13 protein-coding genes are annotated in these 18,976 nt (G+C 68.3%); 3 read left to right on the top strand and 10 right to left on the bottom strand.

What is annotated here, in order from left to right:
• Positions 1 to 127: 127 nt before the first annotated feature.
• From E1166_RS01595 to E1166_RS01585, 3 genes are all read right to left on the bottom strand, one after another.
• On the bottom strand, positions 128 to 910 hold the full coding sequence (locus E1166_RS01595) for a hypothetical protein (protein ID WP_132335094.1): 783 nt from the start codon (positions 908 to 910) through the stop codon (positions 128 to 130).
• A gap of 367 nt (positions 911 to 1,277) precedes the next feature.
• Positions 1,278 to 3,731: a glycoside hydrolase family 2 protein gene (locus E1166_RS01590; protein WP_132335092.1), complete on the bottom strand. Its 2,454-nt coding sequence runs from the start codon at positions 3,729 to 3,731 to the stop codon at positions 1,278 to 1,280.
• A 231-nt stretch (positions 3,732 to 3,962) separates the two neighbouring features.
• Entirely contained in the window at positions 3,963 to 5,222 is a 1,260-nt protein-coding gene (locus tag E1166_RS01585; RefSeq protein WP_132335090.1) for an ROK family transcriptional regulator, read from the bottom strand.
• Between the two features lie 182 nt (positions 5,223 to 5,404).
• Here E1166_RS01585 and E1166_RS01580 point away from each other — a divergent pair, with 182 nt between their 5' ends.
• A complete protein-coding gene (locus E1166_RS01580; protein ID WP_132335088.1) occupies positions 5,405 to 6,898 on the top strand; it encodes a cellulase family glycosylhydrolase in 1,494 nt (497 codons plus the stop codon).
• 97 nt (positions 6,899 to 6,995) lie between these two features.
• Here E1166_RS01580 and E1166_RS01575 read toward each other — a convergent pair whose 3' ends face one another.
• From E1166_RS01575 to E1166_RS01560, 6 genes are all read right to left on the bottom strand, one after another.
• A complete protein-coding gene (locus E1166_RS01575) occupies positions 6,996 to 9,818 on the bottom strand; it encodes an NEW3 domain-containing protein (protein ID WP_165944205.1) in 2,823 nt (940 codons plus the stop codon).
• A 244-nt stretch (positions 9,819 to 10,062) separates the two neighbouring features.
• On the bottom strand, positions 10,063 to 10,194 hold the full coding sequence (locus E1166_RS32430) for a hypothetical protein (protein WP_279433200.1): 132 nt from the start codon (positions 10,192 to 10,194) through the stop codon (positions 10,063 to 10,065).
• Between the two features lie 174 nt (positions 10,195 to 10,368).
• Complete coding sequence (locus E1166_RS30695) at positions 10,369 to 11,106, bottom strand: hypothetical protein (RefSeq protein WP_165944204.1); 738 nt, start codon at positions 11,104 to 11,106, stop codon at positions 10,369 to 10,371.
• Positions 11,103 to 11,903 (bottom strand): carbohydrate ABC transporter permease, encoded by an 801-nt coding sequence (locus E1166_RS01570; protein WP_243710075.1) that lies wholly within the window; start codon positions 11,901 to 11,903, stop codon positions 11,103 to 11,105. The genes E1166_RS30695 and E1166_RS01570 overlap by 4 nt, the downstream gene beginning before the upstream one ends.
• Positions 11,904 to 12,174: 271 nt before the next feature.
• Positions 12,175 to 13,128, bottom strand: coding sequence for a sugar ABC transporter permease (locus tag E1166_RS01565; RefSeq protein ID WP_132335186.1), 954 nt, complete (start codon positions 13,126 to 13,128; stop codon positions 12,175 to 12,177).
• Between the two features lie 72 nt (positions 13,129 to 13,200).
• The gene (locus E1166_RS01560) at positions 13,201 to 14,661 is read right to left on the bottom strand and encodes an extracellular solute-binding protein (protein ID WP_207913903.1); all 1,461 of its coding nucleotides are present in this window, start codon (positions 14,659 to 14,661) and stop codon (positions 13,201 to 13,203) included.
• A 485-nt stretch (positions 14,662 to 15,146) separates the two neighbouring features.
• Between E1166_RS01560 and E1166_RS01555 the strand changes: the two genes are divergently transcribed.
• The gene (locus tag E1166_RS01555) at positions 15,147 to 16,952 is read left to right on the top strand and encodes an RICIN domain-containing protein (RefSeq protein ID WP_132335084.1); all 1,806 of its coding nucleotides are present in this window, start codon (positions 15,147 to 15,149) and stop codon (positions 16,950 to 16,952) included.
• Positions 16,953 to 17,286: 334 nt separating this feature from the next.
• Here E1166_RS01555 and E1166_RS30690 read toward each other — a convergent pair whose 3' ends face one another.
• The gene (locus tag E1166_RS30690) at positions 17,287 to 17,445 is read right to left on the bottom strand and encodes a hypothetical protein (protein WP_165944203.1); all 159 of its coding nucleotides are present in this window, start codon (positions 17,443 to 17,445) and stop codon (positions 17,287 to 17,289) included.
• A gap of 530 nt (positions 17,446 to 17,975) precedes the next feature.
• Here E1166_RS30690 and E1166_RS01550 point away from each other — a divergent pair.
• Positions 17,976 to 18,656, top strand: coding sequence for a class I SAM-dependent methyltransferase (locus E1166_RS01550; RefSeq protein ID WP_132335082.1), 681 nt, complete (start codon positions 17,976 to 17,978; stop codon positions 18,654 to 18,656).
• Positions 18,657 to 18,976 lie beyond the last annotated feature (320 nt).

Here is an 18,976-nt window from a genome sequence, read left to right as displayed (position 1 = left end):
GACGACTTGGTTAAGCCGCCCCCGCTGACCATGACCGCGTCGGTCACGTCCCGTGACGTGGTGGAGGTGACCTGTGTTTGATTTGGGCCGAAATCGGGTGCGGCGGATGACAGCGGCTCCGCCGACCTCAGCGCCGGGCGCCGCCCGGTCGGCCTCGACCGGTCCCGGAGGCCCGGTGACCGATGCGCGGAGCCCGTACCACCGGGGCACTGCCCGACCCGGGGCGGAAGTCCCGCGCCGCGCTGGCAACCATCTCGTCGGGATCGCGGCCGAGCAGGTGCCGGATGTGCGGCGGGACCACCTCCGACGTCGCCATCGCCATCCGCACCTGCACCGAGCGGTCGTCAACCAGGCGCCGCAGATCCACCTCGTCCAGCTCGACCGCGAGCACCAGGGCGGCGCGGACGTCCGCCACGGGATCCTGGGCAAGTGCGCTGCGCTGGGCGCTGGTGGTCCGCGGGTTGCGGGCGAGTCCCTTGCGTACGCGTACGGTGCGATCGGCCATCAGGGCGGTGATCACGTCGGGGTCGCGGGTGTGGGTGCCGAGTCGTTCCCGTACCTCGGGTGAGACGTCGTTGACCAGCCGCGCGGCCAGCTCGGGCTCCAGGTCGGGTGTCTCCGCGAGGAGACCGCGAAGCTCCTTGTCGGGAGCCTCCGCCATCACCCGGCGAATCGACTCGTCGCAGGCCGGGTTGCCGGCGACCGCCCAGCGCACCCACCGGTCGGCATCCTTGACGAGTAGCCGGAGATTGGCGACCGAGGTCGAGGGGTTTCTCGCCACGGCCTCCCGGACCTGACGATCGTGGTCGCGGGTCAGCGGCCGCAGTGCCTGCGCGGGCGCGTCGGTGCGGGTCGCGACCGCCTTACGGACCACGGCCGACGGATCGGACGCCAGGTCGATGAGGGTCATCTGCGGCGTCCTGGGGTCCCGCGCGACGGCGAGCCGCGCATCGACGCTGCCACCCGTCGCACCGTCCGCGGCGGCATCTGACCCACTGTGACGGTTGGGTCCGCCGACGTCCTGCTGTTTCCCCATGGGCGCCATCATCTCACGGGCCGACCGTGGACCCACGAGTCCCGACCAGGCCCTTGACGGCGGTCGAAAGCTGGTGATCGTCCGGCCTCGCTCCACGGCGCTCTACGGTGACCGCCGATCATCGGGCGGGACCGTTTCCCCTCTCGGGTTCGTCACGTAGGTGTAGGTGCCGACGTGCGCGGCCACCACGAGGACCGTGAGGACCACTGCGACATGGTTGATCGATCTCGTGGGACGGCCTTTATCGGCGGCTCTCGACGGCCCCGGCTGCCGCGTTGGCACAGCACAACACGTCTGGATTCACCAGAGCGGACGGCAGCTGGAGGTTCACCGTCGTGCGTACGAAGAAACTGTGCGTCTCGCCCGCCGCGAGCGAGACGAGCATGTCGTCGACGATCGCGTCGGGTGCGACCTTGTCGGCCAGCAGGGCGAGGTCTCGGACGTACGAGTTGGCTCGCACGTCGACCCGGTAGCCACCGGCCGCGGGTGTGACGCTCGCGGTGAACGGCGTCGGGTCGTAGCCGAGGTCGCGGTCCTCGGCGAACAGGTGGTGGACCCGGACACCGTCGGCAGCGGCGATCAGCACCTCGATCCTCGGGTCGGCCGGTTTGAGCAGGTCGTCGGTGAGGTCAAGCAGTGTGGTCGATCGGGGCGGAACGCTGAGCGGCAGATCAGCGGTGGCGAGCACGTCGCCGTCGAAGGTCTGTCTGGTCGCGAGGACGGTACCGGTCCAGGGCTGGTCGTGGTCGTTGACCACGACCAGCGTGGGCCTGCCCGCGCGGGGCTGGATGGTCAGCAGCCGGGGCGCGAACGCGTGCTTGATCGCGTAGTAGAGGGGTTTTGGCCGTTCATCGCTGTCCACAGCGGACCACGAGGTGACCGGCCAGCAGTCGTTGAGCTGCCAGACAAGGGCTCCCGCGGTGCGTGGCCACCAGGAGCGGAAGTGTTCGATGCCGAAGGCCACCGCGCGGGCCTGGTTGAGCTGGGTCGCCCAGTGCCACTGCGCGAAGTCGGCCGGGACCGGCAGGTGGGGTGCGAGGCCGCGGTGCAGCTTGCCGTTGCCGTCATCGGCCTTCTGGTGAAGCAGAAACGCCGGCGAGGTGGGGGTCAACGGCTGGTCGTGAATCCACCGGGTGAGGGTGGCCCAGGTGGGCGGTCCCTGGAAACCGAACTCGGCGCAGAACCGCGGCACGTGGTCGCGGTAGTGGGTGTAGTCCACGACATTCCAGACGTCCCATTCGTGACGGGTGCCGTGGTCGGCGCCGTTGGGTGGCAGGTCGCCAGGGCTGTACGGGCTGCCCGGCGCGTACGGGCGGGTGGGGTCCAGCTCGGCGACGAGCCTGGGCAGCAGATCGGCGTAGTAGCCGATCCCCCAGCTGCGTCCCTGCAGGCCGTCCTGCCAGCCCCAGTCGGTGTACGCGGGGAGGTTCTCGTTGTTGCCGTTCCACAACACGAGCGACGGATGGGCGACCAGCCGGGTGATGTTCTCCCGGGCCTCGGCCTCGACCTCGCCGCGCAGCGGCTCCTCCTCGGCGTAGAAGGCGCACGCGAAGGGGAAGTCCTGCCACACCATCATGCCGCGTTCGTCGCAGGCGTCGTAGAAGTCGTCGGTCTCGTAGATGCCGCCACCCCAGATCCGCAGCATGTTCATGTTCGCGTCGACGGCCTGGTCGACCCGGCGGGCGAGCCGCTCGGGGGTGATCCGGGTGAGAAAGTGGTCGTCCGGGATCCAGTTGGCGCCTTTGGCGAAGACGCGGGTGCCGTTGACGACGAAGGTGAACGGCGTGCCGATCTCGTCCGGCTCGGTGTCCACGGTGACCGTGCGGAACCCGATCCGGCGCCGGTCGGTGTCCACCGGCTCGCCGTCGGCCAGGAGCGTGATGGTCAGCTCGTAGAGTGGGTGGTCGCCGTAGCCGACCGGCCACCACAGCCGGGCGTCCGGCACGAGGACGGTGACGTGTGCGGTGTCGCCGGAGACGGTGACCCGTTCCTCGCGGTCGCCGACCGCCACCACCGCGGTGTAGTCGCGGTCCGCGGCGCGGTCCAGTTCCAGGTGTACGTCGACGCGGCCGGTGCCGTCGGCGTCGACGGCGACGAGCGGGCGCACCCGGGCCAGGCGAGCGGTGTCCCAGCGTTCCAGCCGTACCGGTTTCCAGAGGCCGGCGGTCTGCAGGTCCGGTCCCCAGTCCCAGCCGAAGGAGCAGGCCATCTTGCGGATCGCGTTGTACGGGTGCGGGTAGGCCCGCTGACGCCAGCCGAGCCGGGCCTCCATCTGCTCGGCCTGGGTGAGCGCGGATCTCAGCGTCACGGTCAGGTCGTTGCCGCCGTCGCGCAGCGACTCGGAGACGTCGAATCGGTAGCCGCGGTGCATGTTGGCGGTGTGGCCGAGCAGGTGGCCGTTCAGCTCGATGGTGGCGACCGTGTCGATGCCGTCGAAGACCAGCTCAACCCGCTCGCCGGGCCGAGGTGCCTGCGTCTGGAACCCGGTCGTGTACTGCCAGTCGACGCGGTGCATCCAGGTCAGCTCCGCCTCGTTCCGATTCAGGAAGGGATCCGGGATGAGGCCCGCGGCCATCAGGTCGAGATGGGTGCTGCCGGGCACCTGAGCGGGGACCTGCCGTCCCACGAGGACGTCCGGCACCGGCCCTCCCACGGCTCGCAGGAACCAGCCGTCGTGCAAGGTCTCGCGCATCATCCGCCCTCTCGTCGTCGGTCGGCGACCGCATCCTTACGTAGGCAACTTAAGTAAGTCAACCGCAGCAGGATGGTCGGACGTGGCGAGGCTCGCGTCCCGCCGCTGCTTGGCGCCGCCTGCGCTGCCGGAACCTATTGACGACCTTCTTAGGCAACTTGATGATTGCCGGAGCGCGGGCTCCACATCGTGCCGCAATCCCAACAGCGGCATGCGCCATCGCGTAAGGGTGGGTCAGGGCGCTTCGCCCGCGCCGGCGGACACCGGCCTGGCGACGTCCTCCGGGCGGGAACGCGCCAGGGTCAGCTCGCTCTGCAGGACGAGGACCGCACCGCCGATCGCTGCCGCGTCCGACCCGTTGACCGACGGTACGACCCGCACTGGATGGGCCCGCCGGGCGAACGTGCGGCGGTCCACCTCCTGCTGGATCACCGCCTGGTAGATCGAGCTGGCGGCAGCGAAGCTCGGGCCGGCGAGGACGATCGCGTCCACGTCGAACAGGATCGTCATGGTGACGGCGGCAGACCCGAGATAGCGCGCCGACTGCTCGACAAGGGCCCGGGCGGCGGGATCGCCGGCGTTCGCCGCGGCCGCGACCCGCGCGAACTCGGTGAGGAAGTCGGCGCTGGCCGGATCGAGTGCCAGCCGTCGAGCGAGCCCCGGCGTCGCCAGGGCCTGGCGGACCAGAGCCGACGGGCCGGCGTAGTTCTCCAGGCAGCCGACGTTGCCGCACGGACACTCGTCGCCGTTGACGTCGACCGAGATGTGGCCGATCTCCACACTGTTCGAGGAACTGCCCCGATAGACCTCACCGGCGACCACGACCCCACCGCCGATACCGGTGGCCATATAGATGCAGCCGTAGGTGCTGCGTGGGTCGACCGCACCCATCCAGTACTCGCCGACAGCGGCCGCCACGGCGTCGTTGTCGAGCAGGACGGGCAGCCCGAGGCTCTGCGAGAGCCGCCGCGCGACCGGGTAGTCGAGCCACTCGTCGGTCGGCTGCGGCGTCAACAGCACACCCACGCGCCGATCCTGCGGGCCATAGCTGACCAGGCCGACCCCCAACACCTTGTCCCGATCGACCGCCGCCGTGGCCAGCAGCGCCTCGACCTGCGCGGCCACCAGCGGCAGCGCCTGCCCCGGCGGCATCGTCGCCACACCCTGGAACGAGGTGCGGGCCACCTGCCGGCCGGCCAGGTCGACCACGACGATGACGCACGTGTTGCGCTCGAGCTGGATACCGACGCTGTAGCGGGCCAGCGGGTTGAGCTGGACCAGCGTGCGTGGCTTGCCGCCCGTCGGCGCACCCCGACCAGCCTCGACTACCAGACCGTCGCCCATGAGCTCGCGCACGACCTCGGAGATCGTCGCTCCGGTGAGACCCGTCGCCTCGGCGAGCTCGATCCGGGTGATCGTGCGCGCCGACCTGATCAGATCGAGGACCAGGCCACGGGTCTTCGGCCGGCTTGCCCAGATCGGGCCCGTCGCCACGATGCCCCCTCCGTCCCGTCGGTTGCCGGGTCACCTTACTTAACCCCCTGCTGAGCTGCTCCCGTCGCCTCCTCCTGCGCACCTGAGCCTCGGTCATGCGGCGTATTGACTTTCGTAACCTGCCTAATAAAGGATGTCGGCAGCGCTCCCATCGATCCCTCACCCATCCACGAGGAGATCAGATGAAACACCGTCATGCACTACTGGCCGCCGGCGCCGCCAGCGCGCTGGTACTGGGTGGCATCGCAACGGCAACCCCTCCCGTCGCGGCGGCCGCATCTGGCTGCTCCGTCACGTACACGGTGCAGAGCCAGTGGAAAGGCGGGTTCACCGCCAACGTCGCCATCACCAACCTCGGTGACCCGATGTCGAACTGGACGCTGACGTTCGACTTCCCGAACGCCAGCCAGCGCGTCACGCAGGGTTGGAGTGCGACCTGGACGCAGTCCGGCACCCGCGTTTCCGCGGCCAGCATGACCTGGAACGGGTCACTGGGCACCGGCGCGTCCACCTCGATCGGGTTCCTCGGCGCATGGAACGACGCCAACCCGATACCCCCGTCCTTCGCGCTCAACGGCACCGTGTGCACGGGCTCGGTGACCACACCGACCGCCAGCCCGTCCCCGACCACCACAACGCCACCTCCGAGCGGTCCGGCGCCGAAGCTGCGCGTGTCCGGCAACAAGATCCTGACCGGGGACGGCAAGGCGTACCGGCTGCTGGGCGTGAGCCGCTCCAGCGGCGAGTTCGCCTGCGTCCAGGGCAAGGGCCTGTGGGACTCCGGGCCGGTCGACCAGGCATCCGTCGACGCGATGAAGACCTGGAACATCCACGCCGTCCGGATTCCGCTGAACGAGGAGTGCTGGCTGGGCGTCAACGGCTCACCCAGCGGCGCCACCTACCAGCAGGGCGTCAAGGACTACGTTGACCTCTTGGTCGCCAACGGCATCAACGTCATCCTCGACCTGCACTGGACCTGGGGCGCCTACACGAACAGCCCGGATTGGCACTGCAAGGACGAGCACGCCACCTGCCAGAAGCCGATGCCGGACGCGCGGTACGCCCCACAGTTCTGGACCGGCGTCGCCAACACCTTCAAAGGCAACGACGCCGTCGTCTTCGACCTGTTCAACGAGCCGTACCCGGACATGCCCGCCGAATGGAACAAGACCCTGGGCTGGCAATGCCTCCGCGACGGCGGCACCTGCACCGGCCTCCCCTACGAGGCCGCCGGTATGCAGGACCTCGTCGACGCGGTCCGCGCCACCGGCGCCACCAACATGCTCATGGTCGGCGGCCTGGAATGGACCAACGACATGCGCGAATGGCTGACGTACAAGCCGAAGGACCCGCTGAACAACATCGCCGCCTCCTGGCACGCGTACAGCTTCAACGCCTGCGCGAGCGAGTCCTGCTGGGACAGCCAGATCGCCCCACTCGCGCAGCAGGTGCCGGTCGTCATCGGTGAGTTCGGTCAGGACGATTGCAACTTCGACTACATGCAACGCCTGGTCACCTGGGCCGACGCGCACGACATGGGGTACCTGGCCTGGACCTGGAACCCTTGGGGCTGCACCGGCGGCGCCGTGCTCATCAAGGACTGGGCCGGCACACCGGAACCCGGCGTCGGCGAGGGCTACAGGGCCCACCTGCTGACCCAGAGCCCATACGTCTGACCCAACCTCGCGGTGCCCCCGGCCAACCCCAAGGCCGGGGGCACACGCCTGCACCCCAACTGTGAGCTGGGCTGGGCGAAGTGGCGATCGGTGGTGGTCAAGGGGTGACGGTGAAATCACTGAAGCTGAACTCGCCGGTCACCCCGGCGGCGTGGGAGGTGGCGATCAGGCCGGCGTCCTGCGTTTCGGCGATGCCGGCCAGGTTGACGGTCGGGCCGACCGTGGTCCAGGTAATGCCGTCGGTGGAGTAGTAGCCGCTGACCTCGCTGCCTGACCGGACCAGCCGCACCCACGCGGGCGCCCGGACACCGCCGACCCCGCTGAACGAATCGAGGTAGCCGCTGCCGTTGGCGTCCCACTGGAACGCGACCCCGTTGCCCGGTGTCACCACCATCACGGCGTACCCCGGCGACGTGCCGGCGCCGGTGAGGTCGTTGCGGATGGCCACACCCGCCTTGGCCCACGGGTTCGTGTTCTCCATCGCGGTGACCCGCGCGGTCACGGTCGACGTAACTCCTACCGCGGCGTCGCGGTAGATGGTGCCGTACTCGTCGAAGGCGCCGCCCGCGTCCTGCCAGATGTCCGCCCCCGAGGTCAGAATGACGAACCTGTCGTCGGCCTCACCGAACTGGCTCGGCACCGACCCGTACCCGACCATGGACGTCAGCGGGGTGACGGCGGTCACGTACAGCATTCTGGTCAGTTCGTACCGGGTCTGACTGGTCAGGAAGCCCATCGTGACCGTGACCGCCGCCCGGGCGAGCGGGGTGGAGAGCGACGCCGGTGCGGTTACCTGCCACGAGACTGCCTGTGTGCCGCCCGGGGCGAGCCGCTGCCGCGGCGCCGGTCCGGTACGCACGGCGCGCCAGCCATCCGGCACGGCGATCGCGGCGGTCAGACCAGACGCCATCTCGTCGCCGACGTTCTCCACGGTCGCGGTGACCGTGGTGGTGCCCCCGGCGCTGACGCTGACCGGATCGGCCGACAGCGCGGCGCCGACCGGAGGCCGGTTCGGGTCGGCCGGGCCGCGGTACGTACCGGTCGGACCGGCCCGGTACATGACGCGGCTGGCCTCGATCGGCGGGTTCGCGGCGGTGATGGTGACGTTTCCGCGGGTGACGTTGCCGCGGCTGCCGTCGACGATGCCGGTGATCGCCTGGTTGGTCGCGTAGTTGTCGATCAGGGTGAGGTCGCCGGTGCGGTTTCCGTTCTGGTTGTTGGCGTGCGCCCACTGTTCGGCGGTGTCGATGAACACGTTGCGGCTGACGGTCAGGTATCGGGATCCCTCGTCGAAGTAGAGGCCGAGCTGGCCACTGCTCTCGCAGAAGTTCTCCTCGATCGTGCTGCCGGGCATCGCCGACAGGGTGTATATGCAGCCGGCGTCGAACATCGTCTGCACGACATTGCGCACGTGGTTGCCGACCACGCGTACGTCGCGCAACGTCGTCGGGGTCTGGTAGATCGGCTGGAACTCGTAGAGGCCCCGGTCGAGGTACTCCGGGCTGCCGCCGGGATCGTTCGCGCCCCACCCGTAGCCGACCCCGATGCCGGTGTACGGCGCGCCATCGATGTAGTTGTGCTCGATGGTGAGCCGGGTGGCGTAGGAGGCGAAGATCGGGTCCTGGTCGAGGTACTCGAGGACCGACGCGTAGAGCCGGTTGTCGCTGATGTGGATGTCGCTGTTGACCATGCGAGGGTCCGACGGGTGGTGCGCGTCCGGACGCACGCCGCCGACCATGATGCCGCCCCCGGCGCTCGCGGTGAACGTGTTGCCGACCACCGAGACGTCGTGGGCACCCAGCCCGACGCCGGTGGCGTGGGCGGTGGCGTCGTTGCCGATCCCGAGCCCGATGGAGCCGAGGTTGACGAAGGTGTTGTCGCGGAAACTGACGCCGTCGACCGCCGAGACCTGCACCGCGGCGGGCGCCTGCGCCCAGCCGTTGCGGGATGCTTCGAATCCTCGGCAGCCGACCGCACAGGAGGTGAACGCGTCTGCGGGGCGGTCCGGCTGGACACCGCTGATGAACACCCCGGTCTGCTGGCTCGCGTACCCGTCAGGTGAACTGGGATACAGCCACGTGGTACCGGTGAACGTCAGGCCCTGAAACCGTAGGTTCCGGACCGGTTCGTCATAGGTGCCGCCCACCTGCAGCAGAGACTCCAGGTGCGGCAGCTCGACCCGCGCACGCCGCATGTCCTGTCCCGGCACCGGCTTGTAGTACAGCGTCCCGGTCGTGGTGTCGAGGTACCACTCGCCGGGCTCGTTCAGGAAGTGCCTTGAGTTCAGCAGGAAGTAGGTCGGCGCACGAAACGGGGCCTGGAGTGCGTCGTACCCGTAGGTGTTGTTGTCCCAGGCGGGCTGTTGCATGACGACGGTCATGCCGGAGATGCCCTGCACCGGTGCGAACCGGTTGGTGAACGACTGCATCGCCTGGAAGTCGATACGCTGCTGGTCCGGCACGGTGGCCAGGCAGGCCAGCTCCGGATTGTTGAGGGTGAAGCCAGTCGGGTTGAGCGTGATGTCGGTACGGGCGAGCCGGATCCGGGCGCGCTGTGCCAAGACCCCGTCGACATACAGCTGGCGGGTATCGAAGCCGGTACCGACGTGTGCCTTGTAGATGCCCTTCTCGGCGTCGTCGAGCTGCCAGCCGGTCACCGGCCGGGCCCCACTGAGGACGGCCGCTGCACCCGACGCCCGCCAGGTGACCGTGTGACCGTCGCGGCCGGAGTCCGCGGCGTCGAACCGCAGCGGCTCACTCAACCGGTACGTGCCGCTGCGCAGCACGACGGCGACGTCACGGTCGCCTTTGGCGGCCTGAACGCGTGCGCGCCGTTGTGCCTCGCGCAGGGTGGCCAGCGGCCGTTCGAAGGTGCCCGGACCGCGGTCACTGGCGTTCTCGGTGCCGGGTGGCGCGACCACGATGACGTGTTCTGCGGGGAGAGCCTGTGCGGATGGTGCGAACCGACCGAGTACACCGGTCGCGGTCAGGACAGCGGCCACCGCCAGGGCGGCTCTGCGCGTGTGGCGGGCCAACGAGCAACGCACAGCGACATCATCTCCTTCTGCGGTTTGGGTCCGGGATCGCGCCCGCGACCGGCAGCACCAGCGCCCGGCCGGGAGTCGACCCGCAGCCGCGGGCGCCGACCGCGACCGACCCGCTCGGCTAGCCGGTACGGGCGGCAGCGACCCGGACGACCGCGCGGACCCGGCGCAGCTGCGGCGCGACCTCCTCATCGGGTCGCTGATCGAGCACCAGGTGCCCGTCGGCGGCCCAGTGGATGCGGCGCAGCGCCACGCACCTTCCCCGCGTGGTGATCCCGGGATGCGCGTCGATTCCCGATCAGGTGCAGTTCGGGAGCCCAGAAGCAGCCGGCGATACTCGCCGTGCCGACCTCGAGGATCGCGTGATCCGGCGCGGTGGCGAGCCCGGCAATGCTGTCCGCGACGCGGATCAGCTGCTCGGTCGGGGTCACGCAGTCGCCGCCGGGATGGGAGGTGCCCACGGTCCGCGTAGCCCGGCCGCGTTGCAGGACCACATCTCACCCTCGTCGTCGGTCCACCACACCACGAACTCCGCGCGTACCTGGTCGTACACCCCGCGCGGCTGCCGCACGCCGCCGCCAGCGGCCACCTGGACCAGCCCGATCTCCTCGTACCGGATGAGATCGGGCGACTGGAACAGCAGGACCGCCGAGTTGGCCGACGGCTCCGGCGAGCCGTCCGACAGGGCGGGCGAGGCGACGACGGCGTACCCACCGGGGACCGCGAACACCCACGGATCGGTGAGGGTACGCACGCGATGGATGTCAACGTGCTCGGTGGGAACCGCGCGGGGGAACAGGACCCCACGGTCGTCGTTGAGCCGGGTGACCGCGCCGTCCGGCGTTGCCAGCGCCAGATGCAGGCTGAACGCGATACGTGGTGCGTAGACCGCCGGGTCGGTGTCCGGGCGCCGCGTGCCGGCCAGCAGTACCGGCGCGTCCGCCGGCAGCACCGTGACATCGAACGTGCCCGTGGCCTCGGACGCGGTCGGCGCCGTGATACGGGCGACGACCGCGTCCGCCGCGCGGCTGGTGATCACACCGGAGCTGACATCGACATCGGGATGGTCGGTGGTGAGCCGGACGCCGGCCGGCAGGATGGTGCCCGAGCGGAGAACCGACGGCAGCACCACGCGGGCCTGGGGGGCGGCGCTGGAGTCTGTCAACCTTTGAACGCCCCTTCCATGATCCCCTGCACCAGACGCCGCCCGATGAAGACGAACAACACCAGCAGCGGCAGTGTGGCCAGGAACGAACCCGACATGGCCAGGCCCAGGTCGATGTCCCGGTTGTTCTGCAGCGCCTTGATGGCGATCTGGACCGTGTACCGCTCCGGGGATTTCAGCACGATGAACGGCCACAGGAAGTCGTTCCAGGCGTTGACGAACCCGAACAGTCCCAGGACGAGCGCCGCCGGGCGGACCAACGGGAAGGCGATGCGCCAGAAGATCTGCCAGGTCGTCGCGCCGTCCACGCGGGCGGCGTTCATCAGGTCGTCGTCGATGGTGCCGACGATGTGCTGGCGCATCCAAAAGATGCCGAACGCGCTCACCAGGCCCGGGACGATCAACGCCTGAAGGGTGTCCACCCAGTTGAGCCGCGACATGATCAGATACTGCGGTACGACGGACAGTTGGGCCGGCACCGTCATCGTCAGCACGACGATGAGGAAGAGCGTGTTGCGGCCCCGGAAGGACAGCTTGGCGAAGGCGAAACCGGCCAGCGCGCACAGCAGCGCCTGGCCCACACCGATCGAGGTCGCCACGACGACGCTGTTCAGGAGTGCCTGCACGAACGGCACGGTGTCGAAGACCAGGCCGGCCAGGTAGAGGAAGTTGCCGCCCGGCAGGACGTGCGGCGGCAGGCTCGTCGCGGTGGCCGAGTCCGTGGTGGCGACCACGAACATCCAGTAGAGCGGGAACACGCTGAGGACCACCATGACGCCGAGCACCGCGTACACCACGAAGGGAACTCGGTCGGAACTGCGCCGGCGATGCGGTGCGCGCCTGACGGTCGAGGGCGCGGGATTCATCGGAACCTCCGAAGGAGACCCCCGGCGTTAGCCGTAGGAAGGAATTCGGGCCGCCCACGAACATCCTGGCGGCAGGTCCTGCCGTGGCTGCCCGTGGGGGCGAGGTAGGACGGTCGGGGGCGACCGCGACGCAGCCGCCGGCGAAGCCGGAAACCCAACCCGCGAGGGCACGGGTTCCCCGCCCTGAAACGTGGTGAGGCCGTCAAGGACGCTCCGAGCGGATGCGGGTGACCAGCAGGTAGTTGATCGCCGCGACGATCACGACCATGACGAAGAGCGCGACGCCGACGGCGGCGCCGTAGCCGAAGTGGAACCGGCCGAAGGCCTGTTCGTAGAGGAAGAGGGTGAGGGTCTGGCACTGCCGCGCCGCTCCGCACGTCAACCCGCCCACCGGATTGGCCAGCAGCGGCTCGGTGAAGATCTGCAACCCCCCGATCGTCGACGTGACGACGGTGAACACGATGATCGGCCGCAGCGCGGGGATGGTGATGTGCCGGAACTGCTTCCAGCCGTTGGCGCCGTCCACCGCGGCGGCTTCGAACAGCTCGCGGGGCACCGTTTGGAGCGAGGCGAGATACAGCAGGGTGTTGTATCCGGTCCACCGCCAGGCGACCATCACGGCGATCATGATGTGGCTCCCCCACACCGACGCGGTGAAGTCGATGTGCTGGAAACCCAGCAATCCGAGGAACCAGTTGAGCATGCCGTAGTCGCGGTCGAAGAGCTGGGCGAAGACGATGGTCGTCGCCGCCACGGAGGTGACGTAGGGAACGAGCATCGACATGCGGAACAGCGTGGCCGCCCGCAGCCGTACGTGGTTGAGCATGTGCGCCACACCGAGCGCGAGCAGCAGCTGCGGAACCGTCGACAGCACCCAGATGCTGAACGTGTTACGCAGCGCACCCCAGAAGCGCGGGTCGTCAACGAGCTCGGCGAAGTTGGCCAGCCCCACGTAGCGTCGCTCGCCGATCGGATCCCAGTCGAACAGGGCGACGTAGAACGTGAACAGCAGCGGGAAAAGGCCGAAGACGAAGAAGAGCAGAAAGAACGGCGCCACGTACACGTAGGGCGCCAGTCGCTCGCGTAAGCCCTGCTGGATGCGGCGGTTGCGGGTGGGCCTGGCGGTGGCCTTCGGGGCCGCGGCCGGGCTGAGCATGGTGGTCACAGCGCTCACCTTCCCGACGTGCGGCGGCCGGCCCGCGCCGGCCGCCGCATATCAGTCGTCGATTCAGCCGCGTAGGGCGTTCTTGACGTTGGTCAGCGCGGTGTTCCACGCATTGGCTGGCTCGACCTTGCCCTGCTCGACGCTGGTGAGGGTGTTGAGCAGTTCACTGCCGATGGTGGCGTCCTCCGGACCGATGTAGAAGGGCTTGATATTCACCACGGACTCGGTGTAGATCTTGCCAATCGGTGCGTTCGAGAAGAACGGCTCGGTCCTCTCCAGCAGCCTCGGGTCCGTGTAGACCGACGGCGTTGTGGGCAGATTCCCCTTCGACAGGAAGTTGTTGAGCTGGCCCTCGGGGGACTGCATCTCGGCGATGTAGTCCCAGGCCGCCTTCGGGTTCTTCGCTCGCTTGGGAATGGCGAGGTAGCTGCCACCCCAGTTTCCCGAGCCGCCGGGGATGGTGGCGACATCCCACTTGCCGGCGGTATCGGGGGCGTTGGTCTTGATCGCGTTGAGCATCCACGCCGGCGCCGACATCGCCGCGAAGTCACCCTTGCTCATACCCGCGGTCCATCCGGGAGACCACGAGGTGATCTTGGCGGAGATGCCCGACTCATAGACCTTCAGTGTGAGGTCGAAAGCGGCCTTGACCTGGGGGTTCCTGTCGTACGACAGCTTGCGTTCCGCGTCGTAGTAGCGCTCCGTTCCCTGGTTGACCGCCTGGAAGAAGACGCTCGTCGGCGTGTTGTCCAGGAACGGCTTGCCGGTCGCCTGGACGTACCGCTTGCCGACCTGCGCGAACGCGTCCCAGGTCGGCCACAGCTTGGAGACCTGGTCCCGGTCGGTGGGCAGACCGGCGGCCTTGAACAGGTCGGTGCGGTACACGACCGCCATGCCGCCGACATCCGTCGGCACTCCGATGATCTTGCCGTCCTCGGTCGTCGACTGTTTCATCACCCAGTCGAGATAGTCGCCCTTCATCTTGTCGGCGCCGAGCGTGGACAGGTCCACGAAATTGTCCGGGGACTGCATGAACTTCGGCAGATCGTCACCCTGGATCAGCACGAGGTCGGGCACCTTGCCGCCCGCCAGTGCCGCGGTGAGTGCCTGGGCCGTCTCGCTCGTGCTGCCCACCTCGGTGAGCTTGATGTTGATGTCCGGGTGCTTCTTCTTGTATGCCTCGACGTCGGTCTTCTGGTTGATCCCGGTGAACGACCAGAACTCGAACGACTTCGAGTCGGACGATCCGGAGTCGCCGCTCGATCCTGGCGTACAGCCGACTACCAGAAGCGCGGCCGTGGCGAAAAGAGCTGCGGTGGTGATGACGCGCTTCAAGCGGCCCTCCATACGGCAGTGATGAGCTGCGGCGGCTCTAGCGATTACGGTCAACTCGCGAGAACCGGATACCGGCCAGGCCCCGGGCGGAGGTGATGTGGTCACCCCACGTGCGGCTCGCACGTCGGCGACGACCCTTTCGCGATCGCCCCCACGCTGCGAAGCCGGACCCCAGATCTCGACCAACATCAATAAGTGGTATGACGTATGACGATACTCAGCACCACCGGACCCGTCAACGACCCACGGGCCCGGATGACCGACGTCCGATTGATCGCAGTCACTTCCGCCAGGGCACTGACACCCAACCCAACGTCAGCAGCGACATTGACATACATCACTGGGCGGCCTAGGGTCTTGTCGAATCGTTTCGACCATGACGCCTCGGCGCGGCTCGCCGAGGGCTGCCAGCTGCGTACGCAGCAGTCGAATCGACTCGTGAGGAGTACGACATGAGCGTCGGTGAGACCGTCCACCGGACCGGCGCGTCGCACCGCGCGTTCTGGTACGCGGTCGGCGGCGACCAGCGGTCCCGGTTGCCCGCACCGGTCTCACTGCGCGCAAGCACCGGCCCCCGAGCCGGCAGGTCGGCGTGTTCGGGTTCCCGAAACGAGTGTGCGGACCAGGTCCATTCGTCACACCTCCGCCCATCCCCCGAGTCCTAGGAGTCGCCAATGAAGCCCAATCCCGGCGGACGCGGTCGACGTCTCACCGTCCACCTCACAGCCATGGCGCTCGTCGCCGCCTCGCTCACCGCCGCCACCATTGCCCTCTCGTCGGCCGCGCAGGCGGCGGACGAGTCCCTCGCCGTCAACTTCTCGGCGTCGTCCGGTGCTCCGACCTACCGGGCCTCTGGCTGGATCTATGGCATGACCGAGAACGCCTCCGGCCCGCCGGACAACTTCTACCGGGACGTGAAGTTCCGGTACATGCGGGCCGGCGGCGCACAACTGGACAGCCCGGGAGGCTGGGTGTCCGGCCGCTACGACCGGCGGTGGAACTCCACCCGGGCCCAGTTGCTGCGCACCCGGTCGCTGGACGGTGAGTTCGTGCTGCTCGTGCACGACCTGTGGGGCGCCGACGGATACCCCATCTCCCGATTCCCGGGCGACAACGGCAACTGGAGCGACTACGACGCGTTCCTGACCCGGCTCATCAACGACGTACGGGCCACCGGCGCGCCGGTGCAGTGGGACCTCTGGAACGAACCAAACATCACCCTGTTCTGGAACCGTCCACAGGCGCAGTACTTCGAAATGTGGCGACGTGCTTACCAGCGCATCCGGTCGGCCTTCCCCGACCACCTGATCGTCGGACCGAGCTGCGCCTGCGTCCCCTCGAACTCCGGCTGGTGGACGCAGTACCTGGACTATGTCAAGGCCAACAACGTGGTACCGGACATCGTCAGCTGGCACTCCCTGCCCGGCGACCCGGTGTCGAACGTGGCGACCGCGAACAACACACTCAACTCGCGGGGCATCGCGCATCCGCGCCCTTACCAGATCAACGAGTACGGCGCGTCCAACGAGCAGAACCCGGGTGACGGCGCCTGGTACATCGCCCGCCTGGAACGCGCCGGCGCGGACGGCTTGCGGGCCAACTGGGCCGGCGGGGGAAACCTGCACAACGACATGGCCAACCTGCTGACCCGCGTCTCCGGCCAGTACCAGCCGAAGGGTGAATGGTGGGTCTACAACTTCTACGCGTCGCAGACCGGGCAGATCGTGTCGGTGACCCCCAGTTCGAACTACGACGCGTTCGCCACCAAGGACACCGGCGTCGCGAAGGTCCTCATCGGTGGTGGCAGAACGACGGGAAACATCTCGGTGAACCTGCAACGGCTGGACGCGACAGACGGGATCGTCGCCAACAACCAGGTGCGGGTGCTGGTCAGCCGGATACCGTACGACGCTGGCGGCGCGGTACCGGGACCGGTCACCGTGCAGGACTCGGTGATGACGCTGTCCAACAACGCCGTGACCGTGAACCTGCCGCACCGCAACGTGGATGAGACGTTCACCATCACCATCTCGCCTCCCTCGGGCGGTCCTTCGCCGACTCCCACTCCCACACCGACAGCTCCGCCGGGCGAAGGCCAGCAGATCGTCGGCGCACAGTCCGGCCGCTGCCTGGAAGTGCCCAACGCCAGCACCACCAACGGCACCCAGATCCAGCTGTTCGACTGCGGCGCCGGTGTCCAGCAGCGCTGGACGTACACCACCGGTAGGCAGTTGACCGTCTACGGCAACAAGTGCCTGGACGCCAACGGCGCCGGCACCAGCAACGGCACGGCGGTGATCATCTGGGATTGTCACGGCGGTACGAACCAGCAGTGGAACGTCAACGCCGACGGCAGTATCAGCGGAGTGCAGTCGAGGCTGTGCCTGGACGCGAACGGTGCGGGCACCGCCAACGGCACGAGGATCATCCTCTGGTCCTGCAACGGACAGGGCAACCAGAGATGGAGCCTACGGAACTGAGTCGCCCGATCGGCCGGGGTGCCGCGCGCCGAGTCCCAGCGATCTGCCCGTTACCCCCGAGGGGCCAACCCTGGCGGCTGCGGCACCCGAGCCACCGACGGTTTTCAGACCGGCAACGGCGGATACGATGCCATCCAGCGCGCGGTGGCCGAGCACACCGAGCGCAACGAGGAGGAACAGCAGCGCTGCACGTTGGTGAACGGCGAGCAGGAGCACTGCGGATCTGCGCCGACGCCTGACCCGCTCGCGAGCGGGCTGCCGCGCCTGCTGGCCACGATCAGCTGGGAAGCGGGCGGTGCCGACACCCCGATAGGTGCCGGCACCGCCCGCTCAGTCACCGCTTGGCCTCGTGCTTGGCCATCTGGGGTCGCTCGCCCTTGCCGACCTTGCGCAGCGCCTCACGCGGCTGCTCCTCGGTCATCTTGGAGTTGCCCTCGATACCCGCGTCGTGGGCCTGCTGACGAAGGTCGTGCAGCTTCTCCCGGTCACCCATGTCGACCTCCCCGTGCGTACGTGGCGCTGGATTCTCCGCGCGCCGCCGTCGTCCGCCGCCTCCCGTACGGCGGTGGCCGCGCTCATCCGACAGCTGGTCCAGGGGTCTTGCCGGCGTTGCGGGCGCGTTGCTCGCTCTAGGTGCGCCGTATCTGCTGCCCCCGTCCGGCCAGGAGGTGCGTCGATGCCTGATTCAAACCGGGTCGGTGGCTCGGGGAAGGCGATCGTCGTCCATTCCGGTAGCGCGTCAGCCGACCACAGTGGCATCGCCAATGCTGGCGTCATCATCGGCGATGTCAGGGCCGAGCATCGCGAGCACCACCATCGCGCCTCGCCTGGCGGGCTGTCCACGAACGGTTGCCCGTAGCTTGCGCCGGCTGGCAACAGCCGGTGCGGGATCAGTCGACGAGGACGGCCCGGGTGCTCATGACTCTTGACCTTGCCCAAAGGTGAAGGCCGACACTGTCTGTGGCGACCGAGCTGGCGAGCTGAGCGCTTGTCGCTGACCGAACATCGATGAGAGGGACCTGCATGGATGACGACGTTCTCCTGGCAGAACAGATGGCCTACTACCGGGTCGGCGCGGCCGAATACGACCGGCCCTATGCAGAGCACGAAGACCTGCAGAGGTTGCTGGCTGTCGTCGATGGCCTTCCGATCGTCGGGGATGTGCTCGAGCTGGCCTGCGGAACGGGCCAGTGGACCTCTCTGCTCGCCGCGCGGGCGCATTCGGTGACAGCTGTCGACGCGGCATCCGAAGTGCTAGCCCTGGCTCGGGCGCGCACCGCATCCCCTACCGTGCAGTTCATTGAGGCCGACCTGTTCGAGTGGCAGCCGCCACGACGCTACGACACCGTGTTCTTCGCCTTCTGGCTCTCCCATGTCCCGCCGACGCGCTTGCCCGACTTCTGGAACACCGTCGCCACCGCGCTCAAGCCGGGCGGCAAAGCAGTCTTCATCGACGACGGCCCCGCCGTAGCCGGCAGCGAAGAAGTCCTCGCGAACCAGCCGACCCCAGCGGTGCTGCGCCGGCTCGATGACGGCAGCCAGTACCGCATCGTGAAGGTATTCCACGATGCCCAGACCCTCACGGACGACCTCACAGCGCTGGGGTGGTCGGTCCGCATCCGGCCCATGGGCGGGAACTTCGTCGGCATTGCAGAACCGCCGGCCACCCCAGGCGAAGAACCCGCAACCGTGCCAGCATCCTGAGCCGGGCGGTGCCGTACCGGCTCGGCCAACCGCACTCGCCAGAGGTCGCCTGCTGACGAGAGCCCCGTTATCCCGGGAGCGCCGGAGGCACGCTGCCCGGCGTGTCACAGCCCGGTGAACGTATATGGACAACGCACTAGCGACGCAAACTGGGTGACGTGCGGCTGCAGAACGGCTGGGGGGCCGTCACTTCGGCACGTCGAGATCGCACCAGACTGTGCATTCGGTTCCCCTGGGCGGACTGGGACGGATCACAAAGCGTCGCACTCCACGTTCCAGGGGAAGCTCAGATTTTGCTACTGAGTATCGTCATCACCGTC

The organism is Micromonospora sp. KC213 (assembly GCF_004348325.1).
GTDB lineage: Bacteria > Actinomycetota > Actinomycetes > Mycobacteriales > Micromonosporaceae > Micromonospora.
Note: the sequence above shows the minus strand (reverse complement) of the source record. Positions and strands in the feature narration are given on the sequence as shown.

What these genes read in the sequence shown, in the direction of transcription:
- E1166_RS01590 (WP_132335092.1), bottom strand. Translation starts at nt 3,731, where the DNA reads ATGATGCGCGAGACCTTGCACGACGGCTGGTTCCTGCGAGCCGTGGGA.
- E1166_RS01555 (WP_132335084.1), top strand. Translation starts at nt 15,147, where the DNA reads ATGAAGCCCAATCCCGGCGGACGCGGTCGACGTCTCACCGTCCACCTC.
- E1166_RS01560 (WP_207913903.1), bottom strand. Translation starts at nt 14,661, where the DNA reads ATGTTGGTCGAGATCTGGGGTCCGGCTTCGCAGCGTGGGGGCGATCGC.
- E1166_RS01580 (WP_132335088.1), top strand. Translation starts at nt 5,405, where the DNA reads ATGAAACACCGTCATGCACTACTGGCCGCCGGCGCCGCCAGCGCGCTG.
- E1166_RS01565 (WP_132335186.1), bottom strand. Translation starts at nt 13,128, where the DNA reads ATGCTCAGCCCGGCCGCGGCCCCGAAGGCCACCGCCAGGCCCACCCGC.
- E1166_RS30690 (WP_165944203.1), bottom strand. Translation starts at nt 17,445, where the DNA reads ATGGGTGACCGGGAGAAGCTGCACGACCTTCGTCAGCAGGCCCACGAC.
- E1166_RS01550 (WP_132335082.1), top strand. Translation starts at nt 17,976, where the DNA reads ATGGATGACGACGTTCTCCTGGCAGAACAGATGGCCTACTACCGGGTC.
- E1166_RS01595 (WP_132335094.1), bottom strand. Translation starts at nt 910, where the DNA reads ATGACCCTCATCGACCTGGCGTCCGATCCGTCGGCCGTGGTCCGTAAG.